The sequence below is a fragment of the Variovorax sp. YR634 genome, from assembly GCF_900106655.1.
Lineage (GTDB): Bacteria > Pseudomonadota > Gammaproteobacteria > Burkholderiales > Burkholderiaceae_C > Variovorax.
On sequence record NZ_FNOL01000014.1, the window covers coordinates 125,559 to 146,960 of the forward strand.

23 protein-coding genes and 1 tRNA gene are annotated in these 21,402 nt (G+C 65.5%); 7 read left to right on the forward strand and 17 right to left on the reverse strand.

Going from position 1 to position 21,402, the window contains the following annotated elements:
* Nucleotide 1: 1 nt before the first annotated feature.
* The 5 genes from BLV60_RS22195 to BLV60_RS22215 form a co-directional block, all read right to left on the reverse strand.
* Nucleotides 2-967, reverse strand: a complete 966-nt coding sequence (locus tag BLV60_RS22195; RefSeq protein ID WP_093057444.1) for a prepilin peptidase — start codon at nt 965-967, stop codon at nt 2-4.
* The gene (locus tag BLV60_RS22200; protein ID WP_093057445.1) at nt 967-2,196 is read right to left on the reverse strand and encodes a type II secretion system F family protein; all 1,230 of its coding nucleotides are present in this window, start codon (nt 2,194-2,196) and stop codon (nt 967-969) included. Before BLV60_RS22200 ends, BLV60_RS22195 begins: the two co-directional genes overlap by 1 nt.
* A gap of 26 nt (nt 2,197-2,222) precedes the next feature.
* Nucleotides 2,223-3,956: a type IV-A pilus assembly ATPase PilB gene (gene pilB, locus BLV60_RS22205; protein ID WP_093057446.1), complete on the reverse strand. Its 1,734-nt coding sequence runs from the start codon at nt 3,954-3,956 to the stop codon at nt 2,223-2,225.
* A 113-nt stretch (nt 3,957-4,069) separates the two neighbouring features.
* Nucleotides 4,070-4,146 (reverse strand) — tRNA-Pro (locus BLV60_RS22210).
* 51 nt (nt 4,147-4,197) lie between these two features.
* Complete coding sequence (locus BLV60_RS22215; RefSeq protein WP_093057447.1) at nt 4,198-5,190, reverse strand: polyprenyl synthetase family protein; 993 nt, start codon at nt 5,188-5,190, stop codon at nt 4,198-4,200.
* A gap of 191 nt (nt 5,191-5,381) precedes the next feature.
* Here BLV60_RS22215 and rplU point away from each other — a divergent pair, with 191 nt between their 5' ends.
* The 4 genes from rplU (at nt 5,382) to proB (ending at nt 8,343) form a co-directional block, all read left to right on the forward strand.
* Entirely contained in the window at nt 5,382-5,693 is a 312-nt protein-coding gene (gene rplU / locus BLV60_RS22220) for a 50S ribosomal protein L21 (protein ID WP_007833243.1), read from the forward strand.
* Between the two features lie 12 nt (nt 5,694-5,705).
* On the forward strand, nt 5,706-5,966 hold the full coding sequence (gene rpmA, locus BLV60_RS22225) for a 50S ribosomal protein L27 (protein WP_093057448.1): 261 nt from the start codon (nt 5,706-5,708) through the stop codon (nt 5,964-5,966).
* A 71-nt stretch (nt 5,967-6,037) separates the two neighbouring features.
* Entirely contained in the window at nt 6,038-7,114 is a 1,077-nt protein-coding gene (gene cgtA, locus BLV60_RS22230; protein WP_093057449.1) for an Obg family GTPase CgtA, read from the forward strand.
* 89 nt (nt 7,115-7,203) lie between these two features.
* Entirely contained in the window at nt 7,204-8,343 is a 1,140-nt protein-coding gene (proB, locus tag BLV60_RS22235; protein ID WP_093057450.1) for a glutamate 5-kinase, read from the forward strand.
* A gap of 44 nt (nt 8,344-8,387) precedes the next feature.
* On the opposite strand, the gene BLV60_RS22240 is transcribed toward proB, so the two are convergent.
* Together BLV60_RS22240 and BLV60_RS22245 are read right to left on the reverse strand one after the other, a co-directional pair.
* Nucleotides 8,388-8,981, reverse strand: coding sequence for a CNP1-like family protein (locus BLV60_RS22240; RefSeq protein ID WP_176928885.1), 594 nt, complete (start codon nt 8,979-8,981; stop codon nt 8,388-8,390).
* The gene (locus BLV60_RS22245) at nt 8,929-9,597 is read right to left on the reverse strand and encodes an RNA pyrophosphohydrolase (protein WP_093057451.1); all 669 of its coding nucleotides are present in this window, start codon (nt 9,595-9,597) and stop codon (nt 8,929-8,931) included. Before BLV60_RS22245 ends, BLV60_RS22240 begins: the two co-directional genes overlap by 53 nt.
* Nucleotides 9,598-9,744: 147 nt before the next feature.
* Between BLV60_RS22245 and BLV60_RS22250 the strand changes: the two genes are divergently transcribed.
* Together BLV60_RS22250 and BLV60_RS22255 are read left to right on the forward strand one after the other, a co-directional pair.
* Entirely contained in the window at nt 9,745-11,490 is a 1,746-nt protein-coding gene (locus tag BLV60_RS22250) for a proline--tRNA ligase (RefSeq protein ID WP_093057452.1), read from the forward strand.
* A complete protein-coding gene (locus BLV60_RS22255) occupies nt 11,487-12,167 on the forward strand; it encodes a lytic transglycosylase domain-containing protein (protein WP_093057453.1) in 681 nt (226 codons plus the stop codon). The genes BLV60_RS22250 and BLV60_RS22255 overlap by 4 nt, the downstream gene beginning before the upstream one ends.
* 22 nt (nt 12,168-12,189) lie before the next feature.
* Here BLV60_RS22255 and BLV60_RS22260 read toward each other — a convergent pair whose 3' ends face one another.
* From BLV60_RS22260 to hemA, 6 genes are all read right to left on the reverse strand, one after another.
* Nucleotides 12,190-13,500: a polyamine export protein PaeA gene (locus tag BLV60_RS22260; RefSeq protein ID WP_093057454.1), complete on the reverse strand. Its 1,311-nt coding sequence runs from the start codon at nt 13,498-13,500 to the stop codon at nt 12,190-12,192.
* A gap of 55 nt (nt 13,501-13,555) precedes the next feature.
* Complete coding sequence (locus BLV60_RS22265; protein ID WP_093057455.1) at nt 13,556-14,086, reverse strand: cupin domain-containing protein; 531 nt, start codon at nt 14,084-14,086, stop codon at nt 13,556-13,558.
* Nucleotides 14,087-14,102: 16 nt separating this feature from the next.
* On the reverse strand, nt 14,103-14,429 hold the full coding sequence (grxD, locus tag BLV60_RS22270) for a Grx4 family monothiol glutaredoxin (protein WP_093057456.1): 327 nt from the start codon (nt 14,427-14,429) through the stop codon (nt 14,103-14,105).
* 30 nt (nt 14,430-14,459) lie between these two features.
* On the reverse strand, nt 14,460-15,314 hold the full coding sequence (gene prmC / locus BLV60_RS22275) for a peptide chain release factor N(5)-glutamine methyltransferase (RefSeq protein ID WP_093057457.1): 855 nt from the start codon (nt 15,312-15,314) through the stop codon (nt 14,460-14,462).
* On the reverse strand, nt 15,314-16,402 hold the full coding sequence (prfA, locus tag BLV60_RS22280; RefSeq protein ID WP_093057458.1) for a peptide chain release factor 1: 1,089 nt from the start codon (nt 16,400-16,402) through the stop codon (nt 15,314-15,316). The genes prmC and prfA overlap by 1 nt, the downstream gene beginning before the upstream one ends.
* A 99-nt stretch (nt 16,403-16,501) precedes the next feature.
* Entirely contained in the window at nt 16,502-17,773 is a 1,272-nt protein-coding gene (gene hemA / locus BLV60_RS22285; protein ID WP_093057459.1) for a glutamyl-tRNA reductase, read from the reverse strand.
* 112 nt (nt 17,774-17,885) lie between these two features.
* Between hemA and BLV60_RS22290 the strand changes: the two genes are divergently transcribed.
* On the forward strand, nt 17,886-18,164 hold the full coding sequence (locus BLV60_RS22290; RefSeq protein ID WP_093057460.1) for a hypothetical protein: 279 nt from the start codon (nt 17,886-17,888) through the stop codon (nt 18,162-18,164).
* 7 nt (nt 18,165-18,171) lie between these two features.
* Here the strand turns inward: BLV60_RS22290 and BLV60_RS22295 are convergent, their stop codons facing one another.
* Genes BLV60_RS22295 through BLV60_RS22310 form a run of 4 tightly spaced genes read right to left on the reverse strand, consistent with a single transcriptional unit; the run spans nt 18,172 to nt 21,322 of the window.
* Nucleotides 18,172-18,684: a GNAT family N-acetyltransferase gene (locus tag BLV60_RS22295; RefSeq protein WP_093057461.1), complete on the reverse strand. Its 513-nt coding sequence runs from the start codon at nt 18,682-18,684 to the stop codon at nt 18,172-18,174.
* Nucleotides 18,684-19,478, reverse strand: a complete 795-nt coding sequence (locus tag BLV60_RS22300; RefSeq protein ID WP_093057462.1) for an ABC transporter ATP-binding protein — start codon at nt 19,476-19,478, stop codon at nt 18,684-18,686. Before BLV60_RS22300 ends, BLV60_RS22295 begins: the two co-directional genes overlap by 1 nt.
* Nucleotides 19,478-20,374 (reverse strand): ABC transporter permease, encoded by an 897-nt coding sequence (locus BLV60_RS22305; protein ID WP_093057463.1) that lies wholly within the window; start codon nt 20,372-20,374, stop codon nt 19,478-19,480. Before BLV60_RS22305 ends, BLV60_RS22300 begins: the two co-directional genes overlap by 1 nt.
* A 21-nt stretch (nt 20,375-20,395) precedes the next feature.
* The gene (locus BLV60_RS22310) at nt 20,396-21,322 is read right to left on the reverse strand and encodes an ABC transporter substrate-binding protein (RefSeq protein WP_093057501.1); all 927 of its coding nucleotides are present in this window, start codon (nt 21,320-21,322) and stop codon (nt 20,396-20,398) included.
* Nucleotides 21,323-21,402 lie beyond the last annotated feature (80 nt).

The window sequence follows — 21,402 nt, forward strand, 5'->3', positions numbered from 1 at the left end:
GTCAATGGATCAGTGCGCCAAGGGGGAAGGCGAACGGAATCCATTGCCTCACGACTTCCGGGCCCGCCACCAGGCAGACGAGGCCCGCTCCGGCCAGGAAGGGGCCGAAGGCGATGGGAATGTCCTTGTGCGCCAGTTTGCCGGCGATGCGCAGCGTCACGCCGATCACCGCGCCCACCAGCGAGGAGACGAGGATGATCGCGATGAGGTAGTCGGCGCCGAGCCAGGCGCCCAGCGCGGCGAGCAGTTTGAAGTCTCCATAGCCCATGCCTTCCTTGCCCGTGACCAGGCGAAAGCCATGGTACACAAGCCAGAGGCTCAGGTAGCCGAACACCGCGCCCCAGACCGCCGAGCTCAGCGGCACGCCGGTCCAGCCCATGGCCGCGCCGATCAGGCCGAGCCAGAGCAGGGGGTAGTTGAGCGAGTCAGGCAGGAACTGGGTGTCGAAATCGATCAGGAACTGGCAGATCAGCAGGGCGCCGAATGCGGCCCACAACGCCCCGGCTGGCGTGATGCCGAAGCGCCAGGCACAGAGGGCGAACAGGGCGCCCGTGACCAGTTCGACCATCGGGTAGCGCAGGCTGATCGAGGTCTTGCACGACGAGCAGCGCCCGCGCAGCACGGCGTAGCTCAGCACGGGGATGTTCTCGTACCAGCGGATCTTGTGCCCGCACGTTCCGCAGCGCGACGCGGGACGGGTCAGGTCGAAAGGAGGCTGCGCTTCGATGACTGCAGCCGCCTTGTCAGCAGCTGCTTCCAGCCCCGCGGGGGGCGCGACCTTCGGGCCGAAGGCCAGCGACCACAGCGAGGGTGCGTCCTTCGACGGCATGAGATTGGCGACGGCGTCGGCGAGCCAGTCGCGGTACATCATCACCGGCGTGCGGTAGATGACGACATTCATGAAGCTGCCGATCAATAGCCCCAGCACACCGGCAAAAACGGTGTCGAACTCCCGCGAAACGAGCATCAAACGACCTGGCCGAGCTTGAAGATGGGCAGGTACATCGACACCACGATGCCGCCGATGATGGTGCCCAGAAACACGATGATGATGGGTTCCATCAGGCTGGAGAGGCCTGCGACCATGTCGTCCACTTCGGATTCGTAGAAGTCGGCGGCCTTGCCCAGCATGTGGTCGATGGAGCCGGATTCCTCGCCGATGGCGGTCATCTGGATCACCATGGACGGGAACAGGTTGGCGTTGGTCATGGCCGTGGTGAGGCTGGTGCCTGTGGAGACCTCCTGCTGGATCTTCGCCGTGGCGTCGCCATAGACGGTATTGCCCGAGGCACCGCCCACCGAGTCGAGGGCTTCGACCAGCGGCACGCCGGCGGCGAACATGGTTGCCAGCGTACGGGTCCAGCGAGCCACGCAGGATTTTTCGATCAGCGTGCCGAAAATCGGCACCTTCAGCAGTGCCCGGTCCATGACTCTTTGAAAGCGCTCGTTGCGCTTCCAGGCCTGCATGAAGAAGTAGAGCCCGCCGCCAATGCCGCCGAAGATCAGCCACCAGTACGAGACGAAGAACTCGCTCATCGCCATCACGAACAGCGTTGGTGCAGGCAGATCGGCCCCGAACGAAGTAAACACCTGCTTGAATGCCGGAATCACGAAGATCATGATGATGGCCACCACCACGAACGCCACGACGACCACGGAAGTGGGGTACATCAGGGCCGACTTGATCTTGGACTTGATCGCCTCGGTCTTTTCCATGTAGGTGGCCAGCCGGTCCAGCAGTTCTTCGAGAATACCGGCTGCTTCGCCGGCCTCCACCAGGTTGCAGTAGAGGTTGTCGAAGTACTTCGGGAACTTGCGGAAGGCGGCCGACAGCGAGGTACCGGTTTCCACATCGCTGCGGATGTCGTTGAGCAGCTTGGCCACGCTCGCGTTCGCATTGCCGCGCCCGACGATGTCGAAGGACTGCATCAAGGGCACTCCGGCCTTCATCATGGTCGCCAGCTGGCGCGTGAAGATGGCGATGTCCTTGGGCTTGATCGCCTTGCCGGAGCGCATGCGGCGCTTCTTGATCTTGGACGCGAGCACGCCCTGGCGACGCAGGGCAGCCTGCACCTGGTTTTCGCCGGCGGCACGAAGTTCGCCGCGCACCATCTTGCCGTTGCGATCTTTGCCTTCCCATTCGAAGACAAACTCCTTGAGCCCATCACGTGAGCGGGTGGATGCCACTGTTGCCATTCGATCTCCGGTTTTCAGTGTGTTCGTTATTCGTTGGTGCAGGCCACGACTTCTTCCAGAGAAGTGAGACCTTGCATCACTTTGCGCAGACCCGACTGGCGCAGCGAGCGTACGCCCTCTGCCTCGGACTGCTGTGCGATGTCGAGCGCGCTACCGTCCCGCAGGATGATTTCCTGGATGGCCTCGGTGATCGGCATCACCTGGTAGATGCCCACGCGGCCCTTGTAGCCGCCGCTACAAGCGGAGCAGCCGACGGGGCGGTAGGGCTTCCAGGTGCCGTCCAGGTCTTCTTCCCTGAACCCCGCGTCGAGTAGCGCTTCGCGCGGGACGTCGGCCGGCACGCGGCAGACGGTGCACAGCCGCCGTGCAAGGCGCTGCGCCGTGATCAGGATCACGCTGGACGCGATGTTGAACGGCGCGATGCCCATGTTGCGCATCCGCGTGAGCGTGGTCGGCGCGTCATTGGTGTGCAGCGTGGAGAGCACCAGGTGGCCCGTTTGCGCGGCCTTGATCGAGATGTCGGCGGTTTCGAGGTCGCGGATTTCGCCGACCATGATGATGTCGGGATCCTGGCGCAGGAAGGCGCGCAACGCGGTCGCGAAGGTCAGGCCGGCCCGTTCGTTGACGTTGACCTGGTTGACGCCGGGCAGGTTGATTTCCGACGGGTCTTCTGCCGTCGCGATATTGACGCCCGGCTGGTTCAGCAGGTTCAGGCAGGTGTAGAGCGACACCGTCTTGCCCGAGCCCGTGGGGCCGGTGACGAGCACCATCCCGTACGGGCGGCCGATGGCGTGCAGGAGCCGCGCCTTTTCATCCGCGTCGTAGCCCAGGGCATCGATACCCAGCCGCGCGCTGCTCGGGTCGAGAATACGAACGACGATCTTCTCGCCAAACAGCGTGGGCAGTGTGCTCACGCGAAAGTCGATCACGCGGTCGGGCCCGATCTTGAGCTTCATGCGGCCGTCCTGCGGCACGCGTTTCTCGGAGATGTCGAGCCGGGAAATGACCTTGATGCGCGAGGCCAGCTTGTCCTTGATGACGGTGGGCGGGCTGGCGATCTCGCGCAGTTCGCCGTCGACCCGAAAGCGCACGCGGTAGTGGTGCTCGTAGGGCTCGAAGTGAATGTCCGAGGCCCGCATGCCGACGGCGTCGAGCAGCATCTTGTGAAGGAAGCGCACGACCGGTGCGTCTTCGACTTCGGCGATCGCCTGCTCGTTGCTGTCGCCTGAGGTGTCGGCCGAGACATCGTCGAACTCGAACTCGCTGCCTACGATGCTGTTGATGGTCTCCGCTGCCGTCACTGCAGCGGCTTCGATCATTCGGGACAGCTTGTCGTATTCCGCGATGACCCAGTCGACACCCATCTGGGATGCGAACTTGATCTTCTCCGCCGCCTGCTGGTCCGAGGGGTCGGCTGTTGCAACAATCAGACGGTTGTTGCGTTTACTCAGGACAACGATGCGGTACGCGTGGCACAGCTTAGCGTCGAGCAGATCCTTCGGCAGGCGCTGGGGATCGATGGCATCGAGATCGAGCAGCGGCGCGCCGAAGGCGGTGGAAAGGGTGTGGGCGAGATCGGCGGCCGAGACGGCGCCGGAGCCGGTCAGCTCCGCGATGAAGCTGGTGCGGCCGCTCAGGGACTTCTGGTAGATGTCTTCGGCGGCCCTGGCAGGAAGCTTGCCGGCCGACACCAGGGCGCGCGCGAGCCCGGGGAGGGCAATCTGCGAGGGTTCTTTAACTGGAAGTTCGGCAGCGGCCATTCAGCGAATGAAAAAGATGTGAAAAAGTGCTTCACGATCATCGCTGAACAGCCCAGTGCTGTAAATCGCTACACAGCAACAGGCATGGCCATTTATTTATGCCAGCCAAAGGCTGGTCGGGGTGAGAGGATTCGAACCTCCGGCCTCTACGTCCCGAACGTAGCGCTCTACCAGGCTAAGCTACACCCCGATGGTTGCAAGAAAAAAGAAATCGTCCTAGATGCCAACTCAGGAGAGGTGTTCAGGCACGTCGCTCAAGCAACTGAGCCGCCAATTGTAGCAAACCTGAAGCGTGCGAATTGGACGGGAAGCCGTTCAGCGCATGAATTGCGCGTTGTGCTTCGGCGGCAGCCGCCGCGCGGGAAGCATCCAGGGCTCCAGTTTCGCGAACGATCTCGACGACCTTGCCCAACTGGGCGGTATCGCCCGCCTCGATGGCAGCGCGCACCAGGTCGCTCTGTGCCGAGGTGCCGCGCTGCATGGCGAAGATGAGCGGGAGCGTGGTCTTGCCTTCGCGCAGGTCGTCGCCGACGTTCTTTCCTGTCTCGTTGGCGTCGCCCGCGTAGTCCAGCACGTCGTCGATCACCTGGAAGGCGGTGCCGAGTGCCTGTCCGTAGGTTGCGCAGGCTTCTTCCACTTCGGGTGTGGCGCCTGCCAGCACGGCCGCGAGGCGGGTGCTGGCCTCGAAGAGCTTCGCGGTCTTCGAGCGGATCACGCGCAGATACGCCGCCTCGTCCAGCGATGCGTCGTGCATGTTCATCAGTTGGAGTACCTCGCCCTCGGCGATCACGTTGGTGGCTTCGGCCAGGATCTGCATGACGCGCATGTTGTTGGCATCCAACATCATCTGGAATGCGCGCGAATAGAGAAAGTCGCCGACCAGCACGCTGGCCGGGTTACCGAACGATTCGTTGGCGGTCGCCCGACCGCGCCGCAGGGTCGATTCGTCGACCACGTCGTCGTGCAGCAGGGTGGCCGTATGGATGAATTCCACAACGGCCGCCAGATTGAAGCGCTGCTCGCCGGTGTAACCCAGCGCGCCCGACATCAGCAGCAGGAGTGCCGGCCGCAGGCGTTTGCCGCCAGCGGAAATGATGTACCTGGAAACCTGGCTGACCAGCGGCACGCCCGTGTCGAGGCGGCGGGCTATCACACGGTCGACTTCGACCATGTCGCCGGCAATCAGGTCCAGCACGGTGGCGGTGGGGGAGGTGTCGGCGGCGGGAACTGGCAAAGCGGAGGCGCGGAGCGCTGCTGAGGATGATGGCGACCCAGGCGGAGGAAGGGCCGGAAGGCGCAAATTATAGGGAGCCGCGGCGGTTTGCCGGGATTGCGCTGGGCCGAAAGTGGTTAGCAACCACAAACCGCGCTATAATCTTGGGCTCTGCGGAATTCGCTGCGGAGACTCATTTCTAAGAGGTTTACATGTACGCGGTCATAAAAACCGGTGGCAAGCAGTATCGCGTTGCTTCCGGCGAGAAAATTAAAGTAGAACAGATTGCTGCGGACGTAGGCCAGGAAATCGTGATCGACCAGGTTCTGGCCGTCGGAAACGGCGCTGAAATCAAGGTTGGCACGCCCCTGGTGTCCGGCGCAACGGTGACAGTCACGGTACTGTCGCACGGCAAGCACGACAAGGTCCACATCTTCAAGATGCGCCGTCGCAAGCACTATCAGAAACGTCAAGGCCATCGCCAGCAGTTCACCGAACTGCAAATCGGCGCGATCGCCGGCTAAGGAGCAGATTCCATGGCACAGAAAAAAGGCGGCGGCTCAACGCGAAACGGGCGCGATTCCAAGCCCAAGATGCTCGGCGTGAAGGCTTTCGGCGGCGAACTGATCAGCGCAGGCTCGATCATCGTGCGCCAGCGCGGCACCCAGTTCCACCCCGGCGTGAATGTCGGCGTGGGCAAGGACCACACGCTGTTTGCCCTGGTCGACGGTCACGTGTCGTTCGGTACCAAGGGTGCACTCAACAAGCACACGGTCAACGTGACCCCCGCGGCGTAAGCCTCGAGTCACTTCGACCTGCCCGAGGCCCCGCATTGCCGGGGCTTCTTCATTTGTAAACTGGACATCCCATGAAGTTCGTCGACGAAGCCTTCATCGACATCGCCGCCGGCGATGGCGGCAACGGCTGCGTGTCGTTCCGTCATGAGAAGTACAAGGAATTCGGCGGCCCCAACGGCGGCGACGGCGGTCGCGGCGGCCACGTGTTCGCGGTTGCCGACTCGAACCTCAATACGCTGGTCGATTTCCGCTACTCCCGCCGCCACGAGGCAAAGCGCGGCGAGCATGGCATGGGCTCCGACATGTTCGGCGCCGCGGGCGACGACATCACGCTCAAGATGCCGGTCGGCACGATCATCTCCGATGCCGAAACCGGCGAGGTGCTGTTCGAGCTGTTGAAAGAGGGCGAAGTCATCACCATTGCCAAGGGTGGCGACGGCGGCTTCGGCAACATGCGCTTCAAGAGCGCCATCAACCGCGCGCCGCGTCAGAAGACGCCCGGATGGCCCGGTGAAAAGCGCAGCGTCAAGCTGGAGCTGAAGGTGCTGGCCGACGTCGGCCTGCTCGGCATGCCGAATGCCGGCAAGTCGACGCTGATCAGCGCCATTTCCAATGCCCGCCCGCGCATCGCCGACTACCCCTTCACAACGTTGCACCCGAACCTCGGCGTGGTGCGCGTCGGCCCGGAGCAGAGCTTCGTGGTGGCCGACCTTCCCGGTCTGATCGAAGGCGCATCCGAAGGTGCGGGCCTCGGCCATCTCTTCCTGCGTCACCTGCAACGCACGCGTCTGCTGCTGCATGTGATCGACATGGCACCGTTCGACGACAACATCGACCCCGTCGCTCAGGCCAAGGCCATCGTCGGTGAACTCAAGAAGTACGACGCCGCGCTCTACGAAAAGCCGCGCTGGCTCGTGCTCAACAAGCTCGACATGGTGCCGACCGAAGAACGCGCGGCGCGCGTCAAGGACGTCGTGAAGCGCCTGCGTTTCAAGGGCCCTGTGTTCGAAATCTCGGCACTCACCCGCGAAGGCTGCGAACACCTGGTGCAGGCTGTTTATCAGCAGGTCAAGGCGCAGCAGGTGGCCGAGCACGCGCCGGTCGTCGTCGATCCGCGCTTCACGCCGTTGCCTTCCGAGGGCGCCTGAGCGGCGTTGCCGCATCCCCCGCGGCCCTGCCAACAGATAGATAGACAGACAGCAACCCACGCAGCATTCAAGACCGTTACAACCCGAAAATGACCTCGAACTCCGGATCCACTGCCTTGCGGGATGCCCGCCGTATCGTCGTCAAGGTGGGTTCCAGCCTCGTGACCAACGAGGGGCGCGGTCTCGACGAGGCCGCCATCGGCGAGTGGTGCCGGCAACTGGCTGCGCTGGTGCGCGAAGGGCGTGAGGTCGTGATGGTGTCGAGCGGGGCCATCGCCGAAGGCATGAAGCGCCTCGGCTGGCGCACCCGACCGCACGAAATCAACGAGCTTCAGGCCGCTGCGGCCGTCGGACAGATGGGCCTGGCCCAGATGTACGAAACCAAGTTGCGCGAAAACGAAATCGGCAGTGCGCAGGTGCTGCTGACCCACGCCGACCTGGCCGATCGCGAGCGCTACCTCAATGCCCGCTCGACACTGGTCACGCTGCTCAAGCTGGGTGTGGTGCCGGTCATCAACGAGAACGACACGGTCGTCAACGACGAGATCAAGTTCGGCGACAACGACACGCTCGGTGCGCTCGTGGCCAACCTCGTCGAGGCCGACGCGCTGGTCATCCTCACGGACCAGAAGGGCCTGTACACGGCCGACCCGCGCAAGGACCCGGAAGCCAAGTTTGTGCACGAAGCCGCCGCGGGCGATCCGGCGCTCGAAGCGATGGCGGGTGGGGCGGGGTCGAGCATCGGCAAGGGCGGCATGATCACCAAGATCCTCGCGGCCAAGCGCGCCGCGGGCTCGGGCGCTTCTACCGTCATCGCCTGGGGTCGCGAGGCCGACGCCCTGCTGCGCCTGGCGCGGGGCGAGTCCATCGGCACGCTGCTGGTGGCGCAGACTGCCAAGCACCAGGCCCGCAAGCGCTGGATGGCCGACCACCTGCAATTGCGCGGCGCCGTCGTCGTCGATGCAGGCGCGGCCGCGAAGGTGCGAGCCGAGGGCAAGAGCCTGCTGCCGATCGGCATGACCAGCGTTTCGGGCGAGTTCTCGCGCGGCGACGTGATCGCGGTGCGCGACGTCGACGGCGTCGAGCTGGCCCGGGGCCTTGCCAACTATTCGAGCGTGGAGGCGCGCCTGCTGTGCCGCAAGCCCTCGAGCGAATTCGAGCGCCTGCTGGGCTATGTTGCGGAACCCGAGATGGTCCACCGCGACAACATGGTGCTGATGCCCAGCTGATGATCCAGACAACAACGGGGCCTTGCGCCCCGTTGTTGTTTGGATTACTGCACTTCCCGCACCGGGTTGCGCATGTTCTGCACCATTTCCCCGATCGAGGCGCGCGGCGCATTGCCGCGACACAGGGCCTGGGTCGACAACGCCCGGGTGTAGCTGGAGTTCAGGTCGTTCAGGCGTTTCCACTCCGGCTTTGCGACGTCCTGCCAGGCGCCGTTGTTGTAGCGCGCATAGCTCTTCATTTCCGCCGTAGAGCAGCGCACGCCCTCGTAGAAGGCGTTGACGGCACCGCCGTTGCGGTTGTGTGCCACCACCACGTAACGCACGATCCCGTCGCCAGTGATTGCGATCGTGTTCGGGTCGACGCCGAATTTCAGGCTCATGTAAGGCGGCATCTCGATCGGCAGCAGACGGCTTTCGCTGAAGGCCGGCGGCGGAGGCGTTGCCGTTTCTTCCCATTCCTTGTCCGTTTCGGACCGCTTCGGCGGCGGCGGGCTGCCGGCCTGCGCCCAGTCGGGGTTGTCGGTGTCGTGCTGGCCCGAGGCGCAGCCCGCGAGGACGCCGAAGCAGATCAGAAGAAGGGCGCGTTCAGCGTTGCGTCGGAAGGAACGGCGCTTTGTTGTTGTGGACAGGAGGTTCATCGCTCGCAGAAGGAATGTCGGGATGCGGATCGAAACTGCCGCCGGGCGGCAGATCCAGTCCGGGAGGCGCCCCGGCGTCTGGCGAATGGCGCTCGAATTCTCGGGCGCGCACGTTGCTGCGCAGGAAGCGGTTGCGGAAATCCTGCCTTGGCAGGTAGCGAGCAAGCTCGGTGAGCGCCATCTCGTAGACGCCGCGCTTGAACTCGACGACCACGTCGAGCGGCACCCAGTAGTCGTGCCAGCGCCAAGCATCGAATTCGGGATGGTCGGTGGCACGAAGGTTGAGATCCCAGTCGTGGCCGACGAGTTGCAGCAAATACCAGATTTGTTTCTGGCCCTTGTAGTGGCCCCGTGCGTCACGGCGGATGAACCGATCCGGCACCTCGTAGCGCAACCAGTCGCGGGTACGGGCCACGATGCGCACGTGCTCCGGGTGGAGCCCCACTTCCTCGTGCAGTTCCCGGAACATGGCTTGCTCGGGACTTTCGCCGCGGTCGATGCCGCCTTGCGGAAACTGCCAGGAATGCGTGCGTATGCGTTTGCCCCAGAAAACCTGGTTTCTCTGGTTGAGCAGGATGATGCCGACGTTGGGCCTGAAGCCGTCCCGGTCGAGCATAATCAAACCCCAATTTTTGAACTGAGTCGATTATGCATGCCGGGTTGCCCTCGGCAAGCTGCCGATGCCAGGCTCTCAGGGTCTCTCCGGGGGAGCAGTCCCCCACTTCCCATTTTCGAATCCAGCGAATCCATCACACCGATCCCGATGAAAGCTTCCCGATTTTTTGTCTCCACTCTCAAGGAAGCGCCTGCTGACGCAGAGGTCGCGAGCCACCGGCTCATGATGCGGGCCGGCATGATCAAGAAGCTCGGCACGGGCATCTACACCTACATGCCCATGGGGCTGCGCGTGATCCGCAAGGTCGAGGCCATCGTGCGCGAGGAGATGAACCGCGCTGGCGCCGTCGAGATGACGATGCCCGTGGTGCAGCCGGCCGAGTTCTGGCAGGAGACCGGCCGCTTCGAGAAGATGGGCCCCGAGCTGCTGCGCATCAAGGACCGGCACGACCGCGACTACGTGATCCAGCCGACCAGCGAAGAGGTCGTGACCGACATCGCGCGCCAGGAGATCCGCAGCTACAAGCAGCTGCCGAAGAATTTCTACCAGATCCAGACCAAGTTTCGCGACGAGCGCCGTCCGCGCTTCGGCCTGATGCGCGGGCGCGAATTCATCATGAAGGACGCCTACAGCTTCGACCGCGACCTCGACGCGGCCAAGGCCAGCTACCAGACCATGGCGCAGGCATACCGCAACATCTTCGACCGCTTCGGCTTGCGCTATCGCGCCGTGGCGGCCGACAGCGGCGCCATCGGCGGCGACCTGAGCGAAGAGTTCCAGGTGATCGCCGCGACCGGCGAAGACGCCATCGTCTACTGCCCCGACAGCGAATACGCCGCCAACATGGAAAAGGCCGAGGCGCTGGCCCCGGCCGGCCCGCGCCCCGCGGCCGCCAAGGCGCTCCAGAAGACTCCGACCCCCGGCAAGAGCACCTGCGCCGACGTGGCCGAGCTGCTCGGCGTGCCGCTGTCGACCACCATCAAGTCGCTGGTGCTGGCCACCGACATCGTCGATGAGGCCGGCAATCCGAAGGGCTCGCAGGTATGGTTGCTGCTGCTGCGCGGCGACCATGACATGAACGAGATCAAGGTCAGCAAGCTGCCCGGCCTGAACCAGGGCTTCCGCTTTGCGACCCTCGCCGAGATCGAGGACCACTTCGGCTGCAAGCCCGGCTACCTCGGTCCGCTGAACCTCAAGAAGCCCGTCAAGCTGGTGGCCGATCGCGAAGCTGCCGGCATGGCCGACTGGATCACCGGCGCCAACGAAGTCGACTTCCACATGACCGGCGTCAACTGGGGCCGCGACCTGCCCGAGCCCGACCTGATCGCCGACATCCGCAACGTGGTCGCGGGCGACGCCTCGCCCGACGGCAAGGGCGTGCTGGCCATCGAGCGCGGCATCGAAGTCGGCCATGTGTTCGTGCTGGGCACCAAGTACAGCAAGGACATGAACGCCACCTACCTCGACGAAGGTGGCAAGCCGCAGTTCCTCGAAATGGGCTGCTACGGCATCGGCATCACCCGCCTGCCGGCCGCCGCCATCGAACAGAACCACGACGAGCGCGGCATCATCTGGCCCGACGCGCTGGCTCCGTTCACGGTGGTGGTCTGCCCCATCGGCATGGACCGCAGCCCCGAGGTCAAGGTCGCGGCCGAAGCGCTCTACGAAGAGCTGCTTGCCAAGGGCGTCGACGTGCTGCTCGACGACCGCGGCGAGCGCCCTGGCGCGATGTTCGCCGACTGGGAGCTGATCGGCGTGCCGCACCGCGTGGTCATCTCGGATCGCGGTCTCAAGGAAGGTCAGCTCGAATACCAGGGCCGGCGCGACACCGCAGCCACCAAGGTGCCTGCGGCCGGCATCGTCGACTTCATCGCCGGCAAGCTCGCGAAATGAGCCTCGAGGGCGGCCTCTCGCGACGCCAGTGCCTGGGCGGCGCCGTGACGGCGGGCGCCCTCGCAATGCTATCGCTGCCGCAGACCGCCCTGGCCGGTGCGCAGATCGAGGAGCCGCTGATCGACTCGGTGCGCACCGCACTGAGCTCGGCCATCCACAACAAGGCGCCGCCGGTGCCCCAGTTCGCGAACACCGAAGCCCGCCTGGCCTATCTGCGCTGGCTCGGCGAGATGAGCGAACGCCTCAAGAAGAAGATCGCCGACGCGCCCTCGCGCATCGAATTCCTGCAGACCGCCTGGTACGAAGCCAAGCGCTCGGGGCTCGAGGTGAGCCTGGTGCTCGGGCTGGTGCAGGTCGAGAGCAATTTCCGCAAGTTCGCGGTGTCGAGCGCCGGCGCGCGCGGCTACATGCAGGTCATGCCGTTCTGGACGCGCGTGATCGGCGACAGCGATTCGGCCAAGCTCTTCCACATGCAGACCAATCTGCGCTTCGGCTGCGTGATCCTGCGCCACTACCTCGACCGCGAGAACGGCGACCTGTACATGACGCTGGGCCGCTACAACGGTAGCCGCGGCAAGTCGCCATACCCGAACGCGGTGTTCGCCAACCAGCGGCTCTGGGTGTTCAACGACAAGGAACGCGAGAAGGAAAAGGACAAGGACCGGTCGGCAGCCTGAGTCTGCAAGCCAGCCAGTCCAGTCAGTTCGCCGGCGCCTTGGCGGTGCCCGAGCCCTTCGTGACCATCACCTGGTCGATGCGGTAGCTGTCCACGTCCATCACCTCGAAGGTGTAGCCGCCCCAGGTCACGTTGTCGGTGCGCTTGGGCACGCGACGCAGCATCACCATCAGGAAGCCCGCGAGCGTTTCGTATTCCTCGGCATGCGGCAGCTCGTCGATGTGCAGCGCGCGCTGCACGTCCTGAATGGGCGTGATGCCGTCGATGAGCCACGAGTTTTCGTCGCGCTGCACGATCTGCTCTTCGTCGGGCATCGACACCAGGTCGCCCATCACCGTGCTCATCACGTCGTTGAGGGTGATCACGCCCACCACCAGGCTGTATTCGTTGACGATGATTGCGAAGTCTTCATGCGCCTGCTGGAACTGCTCGAGCACCTCGGTCAGCGACAGCCGGTCGGGAATGACCAGCGCCTTGTGCAGCGGCAGGCCCTGGTCGAAGGCCAGCGGCTGGCCGCTGAGCACACGCTGGAACATGTCCTTGGCGTCCACATAGCCCAGCACGTGGTCAATGTCGCCGTCGCACACCGGATACGCCGAGAAGGGCTCGGCCACGATGCGCGCGCGCAGCACCGACTCGGGGTCGTCATGCAGGAACCAGGCGATGCTGTCGCGTGCGGTCATCACGCTGCTCACAAGGCGTGTTTCCAGCTCGAACACGTTGGCAATCACCTGCTGCTCGCGCACAGCGAGCACGCCGGCCCGGGCGCCGGCCTCGGTCATCGCGAGGATGTCGGCCGAGGTGATCTTGTCGTCGCGCACCATCGGCATGCCGAGCAGCTTGAACAGCAGGTCGGTGCAGCGCGTGAAGAACCACACCAGCGGCTTGAAGGTGGTGATCAGCAGCTGCATCGGCCCGACCATGCGTACCGCCAACTGCTCTGGGTTGCTCATGCCCAGCCGCTTGGGGAACAGGTCGGCGAACACCAGGAACACCGCGATGATGATGATGAACGAGCACAGGAAGGCCGCGCTGGCCGAAGCCTCGACGCTCAGCCACTTCTCGAAGAAGACTGCGAAGTAAGGGCTGAGCGAGCCTTCGCCCACGACGCCGCCGAGGATCGCCACCGCGTTGAGCCCGATCTGCACCACGGTGAAGTAGTGGCCGGGCTGCTCCTGCACGCGCAGCACTTTCTCTGCCCGAGGGTCGCCTTCGTCGGCCATCTGGCGCAAACGCAGGCGGCGCGAGGCGGCCAAGGTGATTTCGGCAAGGGAGAAGAAGGCGCTCAGCGCAATCAGTAGCGCGATGATGAGCAGGCTTTGGGTCAGGGTCATGGTGGCACGTCGAAGACGGCCACCATGGTGCCATGACTCGGCACCGGAAAAACGCTCAGACCCCGCCGTGGGGGTGAGTCGGGTCGACCCAGAGCACCGATTCAGGTTTTTCCACAGGCTCGATGTCGAGGTTCACCGCCACGGCCTCGCCGTCGCTGCGGCACAGCACGCATTCGAGCGTCTCGGTCGCGCTGGCGTTGATTTCCTGGTGCGGCACGAAGGGCGGCACGTAGATGAAGTCGCCCGGCCCGGCCTCGGCAGTGAACTCCAGCTTCTCGCCCCAACGCATGCGGGCCCGGCCGCGCACGACGTAGATCACCGATTCGAGGTGCCCGTGGTGATGGGCGCCGGTCTTGGCATCGGCATGGATGGTCACGGTGCCGGCCCAGAGCTTCTGTGCGCCTACGCGGGCGAAGTTGATGGCGGCCGCCCGGTTCATGCCGGGCGTCTGCGCGGTGTTGACGTCGAGCTGGTTGGCCCCGATCACCCGCACGCCGTCGTGCTTCCAGGCCGGGGCGCCTTCGCCGTCATCGCCGTCATCGCCGTCATGCGAATGGCCGTGATCCGCGTCGTGATCGTGGCTCATGACCGGCTTCGTTGGTTCAGGCGGCAGCGCCGTTCACCACTTGCTGCAGCTCGCCCGATTCGTACATCTCCATCATGATGTCCGAGCCGCCGATGAACTCGCCCTTCACGTAGAGCTGAGGGATCGTGGGCCAGTTGCTGTATTCCTTGATGCCCTGGCGGATGCCGTCGTCTTCGAGCACGTTGACGGTCTTGAGCGTCTTCGTGTCGACGCCGACCGCCTTCAGGATCTGGATCGCGCGGCCAGAGAAGCCGCACATCGGAAAGCTTGCATTGCCCTTCATGAAGAGCACGAGGTCGTTGGTCTTGACGAGGTCGTCGATGCGTTGCTGGGCGTCGGACATGGGGACTCCTGAAAAAATAGGCTGGGGGGATTATTTCACCGTGCGCCAGATTCCGCCGGAGCAGCGCTGGATGCCGGCGAGGTCGTCGCGGCTTTGCACTTCGGCGAAACCGCGCGCGGCGAGCAGTTGGCGCGCGGCGGCGGCCTGGTCATGGCCGTGTTCGAGCAGCAGCCAGCCGCCTTCCGCGAGGTGGGTGGGGGCGTTCTGCACGATCTGGCGGATGTCGTCGAGCCCGTCGGTGCCCGCGACCAGCGCGGAAGAAGGCTCATGGCGCAGCGCGGGCAGATGCGGGTCGCCGGCGGCGATGTACGGCGGATTGCTGGCGATGACCGTGTAGCCGCTGTCGGCGCCGTCGAGCCAATTCGCCTGGGTGAAGCGTACGGGCAGGCCGAGGCGTCGGGCGTTGGCCTGGGCGACCGTGAGCGCATCGGCGCTTGCATCGACCGCGTCGACCTGTGCATCGGGGCGGGCGTGTTGCAGGGCCAGCGCGATCGCGCCGCTGCCTGTGCCGAGGTCGAGCGCGCGCGGGGCGGCATGGCCTTCGAGGCACTGCAGGGCCCATTCGACCAGCGTTTCCGTGTCGGGGCGCGGCACCAGCACACGGGCATCGACCTGCAGGTTGAGGCCATGGAATTCCTTCTCGCCCAGCAGGTAGGCCACCGGTTCGCCAGCGCGGCGCCGAGACAACTGCGCGGCCAGCGCGGACCATGCCGAATCAGGCATCGCATCGGTGTCGTGTGCCAGCAGCCAGGCCCGGTCGTGCGGCGCGCGGCCCAGCGCGTGCAGCAGCAGCAGTTGGGCGTCGAGCCGGTCGATGCCCAGGGCGACAGCCGCGGTCAGCGCCTGCGCCACGGTCGACGGCAATGGGTTCTCGGTGGTGGTCATCACGCCGGCAGGCTCGATTCGAGCTCGGCCAGCTGCTCGGCCTCGCGTGCGGCGCGCAACGCGTCGAGCACGTCGCCGAGGTCGCCTTCCATGATGGCGAGCAGCTTGTAGAGCGTGAGGTTGATGCGGTGGTCGGTCAGCCGCCCCTGCGGAAAGTTGTAGGTGCGGATGCGGTCCGAGCGGTCGCCGCTGCCGATCAGCCCCTTGCGCATCGCCGCGTCCTTGGCGGCGCGTTCGCTGCGTTCCTTTTCCTGGATGCGCGCCGACAGCACCTGCAGCGCCTTGGCCTTGTTGCGGTGCTGGCTGCGGTCGTCCTGGCATTCGGCCACGATGCCGGTCGGGATGTGCGTGATGCGCACGGCCGAGTCGGTCTTGTTGATGTGCTGCCCGCCGGCGCCGCTCGCGCGGTAGGTGTCGATGCGCAGGTCGGCGGGGTTGATCTGCACGGCCACGGTCTCGTCGGGCTCGGCCAGCACGGCAACCGTGCAGGCGCTGGTGTGGATGCGGCCCTGCGTCTCGGTGGCCGGCACGCGCTGCACGCGGTGGCCGCCCGATTCGAAGCGCAGGTGACCGAACACGTCGTCGCCGACGATGCGGATCACCACTTCCTTGTAGCCGCCGAGTTCGCTCTCGCTTTCGCTCACCACCTCGCAGCGCCAGCCGGCACGCTCGCAGTAGCGCGTGTACATGCGCAGCAGATCGCCCGCGAACAGCGCCGATTCGTCGCCGCCCGTGCCCGCGCGGATTTCGAGGAAGGCATTGCGCGCGTCGTCGGGGTCCTTGGGCAGCAGCAGGCGCTGCAGTTCTTCTTCGAGCTGCACCAGCTCGGCCTCGGCGCCTGCGATTTCTTCCTTTGCCATCTCGGCCATGTCGGGGTCGTCGAGCATTTCCTTGGCACCGGCGATGTCGGCCTCGCGCTGGCGGTAGCGCTCGTAGCGGCCGGCGATCTGCGTGACCTCGGCATGCTCGCGCGAGATGGTGCGGTACTGCGCCATGTCGCTCATGATGTCTTCGCGCGAGAGCAGGAAGTCGAGCTCGCCCAGGCGCTGGGCGTAGCGTTCGAGTTGATGGCGCAGAAAGGATTTCACGGGGGAAAGAGGCTCGAAAAAATGGGAGGGTGCTGCCGAGCGAGGGCAGGGCGCATGAAGAAGATCGCGGCCGGTCGGGCCAGGCGATGACGAGCGTCGCTAACGCTCTTTGCGCAGGAACAGGCGCGAGATCGTCTGAGCCGTCTGCTCGCGCGAGGCGGCATCGCCAGCGTGCAGCTCGGCCATGGCGCCGTGCATCATCTTCTGCGTGAGCCCGCGCGACATCGCTTCGAGCACCGCATCGACCGATTCGCCCTTGGCCAGCAGCTTGCGCGCACGGGCCATTTCGGCGGCGCGCCACTCGTCGGCCTGCGCGTTGAGCTGCTGGATCAGCGGCACGGTGCCGCGCTGGCCCAGCCAGTGCATGAAGCTCTGCACGCCGGCGTCGATGATCACTTCGGCCTGTGCCACCGCGGCCTGGCGGTTGGCCTGGCCCTGTTGCACGACCTGGGCGAGGTCGTCGACGGTGTAGAGATAAATATCTTCCAGAGCCTTCACTTCGGGCTCGATGTCGCGCGGCACGGCCAGGTCGACCATGAACATCGGGCGGTGCTTGCGTGCCTTGAGCGCCCGCTCGACGGCGCCCAGGCCGATGATCGGCAGCGTGCTCGCGGTGCAGCTCACCACGATGTCGAACTCGGCGAGCCGCGAGGGAAGGTCGGCCAGCCGCATCGCCTCGCCGCCGAAGCGCGAGGCCAGCTTTTCGCCGCGTTCGAGCGTGCGGTTGGCAATGGCGATCGACTTGGGCTCCTTGGCCGCGAAGTGCGTGGCCGCAAGGTCGATCATTTCGCCCGCGCCGACGAACAGCACGCGCGTTTGATGCAAATCTTCGAAGAGCTGCCCGGCCAGCCGGACCGCCGCGGCGGCCATGCTGATGGAGTGCGCGCCGATCTCGGTGGCGGTGCGGACCTCTTTCGCGACGGCAAAGGAGCGCTGGAACAGCTGGTTCAGCGTACTGCCGAGCGCGCCGGCCGTCTCGGCTGCGCGCACAGCGTCTTTCATCTGGCCGAGGATCTGCGCTTCGCCGAGCACCATCGAATCGAGCCCGCTGGCCACGCGGAAGGCATGGCGCGCGGCTTCGTCGTCGTGCAGGGTGTAGGCGTGCGAGCGCAGCAGGGCAGGGGCCACGCCGCCGCTGGCTGCCAGCCAGCCGAAGGTGTGGTCGAGCGCGATGTGTTCCGAGGCGCAATAGATCTCGGTGCGGTTGCAGGTGGAGATGATCGCGGCCTCGACCTGGGGGTGGCGGCCGGAGGCAAAGGAACTGCGCAGGCTCTGCAGCGTGGGGGCTATCTGGTCGAGCGCGAACGCGAAACGACCGCGCAGATCGAGCGGCGCGGTCGTGTGGTTCAAGCCGAGAGCCCAGACTGACATGGCCGTGATTATAAAATCAGCAGCCGCACGAGGCTTGCGGAAGGACAAATGGCTTTCCCTATGACAGCCATAACCTTCCGCGCATGTTCCGGCACGTGCGCAACCCCTCCCGATGGACCTGCTGGCCCTCTTGAATCACCTGCTTAATTTTGTAGCACCCGCGGCATTCCTGGCCCTGGTGCTGGCCTTTGCCGGGCGGCTCCTGGGCGGCAACCGCGCCGGCGTCCCGCGCTGGTGGGTGCAGTGGGCGCTGACCTTTGCGGCCGGCGTGGGGGTGTTGGTGGTGGGCCTTGCCGTGTTCGGGCGTGACGGAGCGATGGTGACCTACGCCGCGCTCGTGGTGGTTTGCGGCACTGTCCAGTGGCTGGCGATGCGCGGCTGGCGCCGCTGACAACCAGTCAGCCGAGCCGGCGGATCATGTAGACCGACTCGCCGGGGTAGGTGGCGAGCCAGGCCTGCTGCCCGGTGCCGGCGGGCTGCGTGGCCGCATAGCCCTGGCGCAGCCAGAAACCCACCGAGGATTGCACCGACACCAGCGTCGAATGCCGCCAGCCGGCCTGTGCCGCGTGAGCCCAGGCATGGCGTACCAGCAAGGGCCCCAGCCCCAGGCCCGAGGCGTCCGGGTGCACAGCCAGGTCGTGCAGGCATAGCGAATCGGGCTGTTCGGCCACTTCGAACTCCCCGTGCAGCGGAGTGAGCTTGCCGACTACCGATGGATACCCGGCCAGATAGGCCCGCACGCCGCCTTCATGCTCGGCCACCCAGCCCGTATGCGGCGCGGCAGCGAGCCGCCGGGCGATCAGTGCGCCGTCCTCCACGAACCCCGCGCCATAGCAGGCGAGCTGGATCGCGAGCACGGCGTCGAGGTCGTCGGCGCGCATGCCGCGCACGAATGGGGCGTCCGACACCATCAGGCCAGCAGCAGCTTGTCGTCGTCCAGTTTTTCGCCGCGTGTCTGCTCGAACATGCGCAGCAGGTCGGGCACGTCGAGCCCCGAGCGCTCCGGCCCGGCCACGTCGAGGATCACCTGGCCCTCGTGCAGCATCACCGTGCGCGAACCGTAGTCCAGTGCCTGGCGCATGCTGTGCGTCACCATCATCGCGGTGAGCTGGCTGCCTTCGACGATCCTGGCGGTCAGTTCCAGCACGAAGGCGGCAGTTTTCGGGTCCAGCGCGGCCGTGTGCTCGTCCAGCAGCAGGATGCGCGAGGGCTTGAGCGAGGCCATCAGCAGGCTCACCGCCTGCCGCTGCCCGCCCGAGAGCAGGCCGATGCGGTCGGCCAGCCGGTTCTCCAGCCCCAGCTTCAGGATCGACAGCTTCTCGCGGAACAGCTCGCGCAGGTTGCGGTTGAGCGCAAAGCCGAAGGCCCGGCGCTCGCCGCGCTTCCAGGCGAGCGCCATGTTCTCCTCGATGGTCAGCGCCTCGCAGGTGCCGGCCATCGGGTCCTGGAACACGCGGGCCACCATGCCCGAGCGCTGCCAGGCGTTCAGGCGGGTCACGTCCTTGCCGTCGATCTCGATGCTGCCCTTGTCGACGATCAGGTCGCCGCTCACCGCATTCAGAAAGGTCGACTTGCCTGCGCCGTTCGAGCCGATCACGGTGACGAACTGGCCGGTCGGAATTTCCAGGCTGAGCCCGCGCAGCACGCGGTTCTCGATCGGCGTGCCCGGGTTGAAGGTCATCTCGAGTTGTTGGGCGCGCAGCATCAGTTCTTCCCCTTGAAAAGCCCGCCCAGCTTGCGCTTGTAGGCTGGCACCAGAAGCGCGAACGCCACCAGCACGGCAGTCACCAGGTTCAGGTCTTGCGCTTGCAGGCCCATGAAGTCGGTGTTCAGCGCCATCGCGATGAAAAAGCGATACAGCAGCGCACCCAGCACGCAGGCCAGGGTGGTGATGACCATGCTTCGCGCGGGCAGCAGCGTCTCGCCGATGATCACCGCGGCCAGGCCGATCACGATCGTGCCCACGCCCATCGAGATGTCGGCCGTGCCCTGGCTCTGGGCGAACAGCGCGCCGGCCAGCGCCACCAGCGCGTTCGACAGCGCCAGGCCTGCCATGGTGTGGAAGTCGGTCGAGATGCCCTGGGCCCGCGCCATGCGCGCGTTGCCGCCCGTGGCGCGCATCGCCAGGCCGGCTTCAGAAGCGAAGAACATGTCGACCAGGATCTTCGCGACGATCACGATCAGCAGCAGCAACAGCGGCTTGGCCCACTGCTCGGGCATGCCGCCGAAGTCGACCATGCTGAACACAGTCGGTTCGGTGATGAGCGCCACGTTGGGCTTGCCCATCACGCGCAGGTTGATGGAGTACAGCGCGATCATCACCAGGATGCTCGCGAGCAACTGCATGATCTTCAGCTTCACGTTGAGCCAGGCCGTGACCCAGCCAGAGACGGCGCCGGCCACGCAGGCCACGGCGGTGGCGGCCACCGGGTTCCAGCCCGCGACGATCAGCGTCGCGGCCACGGCGGCGCCCAGCGGAAAGCTGCCGTCCACCGTGAGGTCGGGAAAATTGATGATGCGAAACGACATGAAGACGCCCAGCGCGACCAGTCCGAATATCAGACCGATCTCGATGGCGCCCAGCGAAGCGATGAGCGACATGAGAGAAAATGGCTCGCGTGCTTACTTCGTGCTCACGACCTTGGCGGTCTTCAGCAGCGATTCGGACAGCGTCACGCCCTGCAGCTTGGCTGCGCCGGGGTTCACCACCAGCTCGAAGTTGGTGCTGGTCTGCGAGGCGATCGTGCCGGGCTTTTCACCCTTGAGGATGCGCACCACGATCTTGCCGGTCTGGCGGCCGATGTCGCTGTAGTTCAGGCCCAGGGCAGCAACGGCGCCGCGCTCGACGGTGGCCGTGTCGGCTGCCACCACCGGCAGCTTGGCCTGCTGCGCCACCTTCACGATGCCTTCGAAGGCCGAGACCACGTTGTTGTCGGTGGGCGTGTAGATCACGTCGGCCTTGCCGACCAGGCTCTGGGCGGCGGTGGGCACGTCCACCGTGCGGGCGGCGGCGGCTTCGACCACGGTCATGCCAGCGTCGGCGGCGGCCTTCTTCAAAGAGGCGACGATGGCCACCGAGTTGGCTTCGCCGGGGCTGTAGATCACGCCGATGCGCTTGGCGTTCGGCACCACCTGCTTGATCAGGCCGACGTGCTTTTCGAGCGGCGACAGGTCCGACACGCCCGTCACGTTGGTGCCCGAGGGCTCCCAGTTCTTCACCAGCTTGGCGGCCACCGGGTCGGTGATTGCCGAATACACCACCGGAATCGTCTTGGTGGCGGCCACCACGGCCTGCGCCGACGGCGTGGCGATGGCGACGATCGCGTCGGGCGCATCGCCCACGTACTTGCGGGCGATCTGGGCTGCAGTGCCCACGTTGCCCTGCGCGCTCTGGTAAGTGAACTTGAGGTTCTTGCCTTCTTCGTAGCCGGCCGCCTTCAGCTCGGCCTTCACGCCGTCGCGCACGGCGTCCAGCGCCGGGTGCTCGACGATGGCGGTCACGGCCACCGACTTGGTGTCGGCCGCGAACGAAGGCGCGGCGGCCAGCATGCCGAGGGCCAGGGCCACTGCGCTGAAGGGTGTGCGAAGCAAAGCGTTTTTCACGGGAAAGGGTCTCCGGGTGGGGGTGT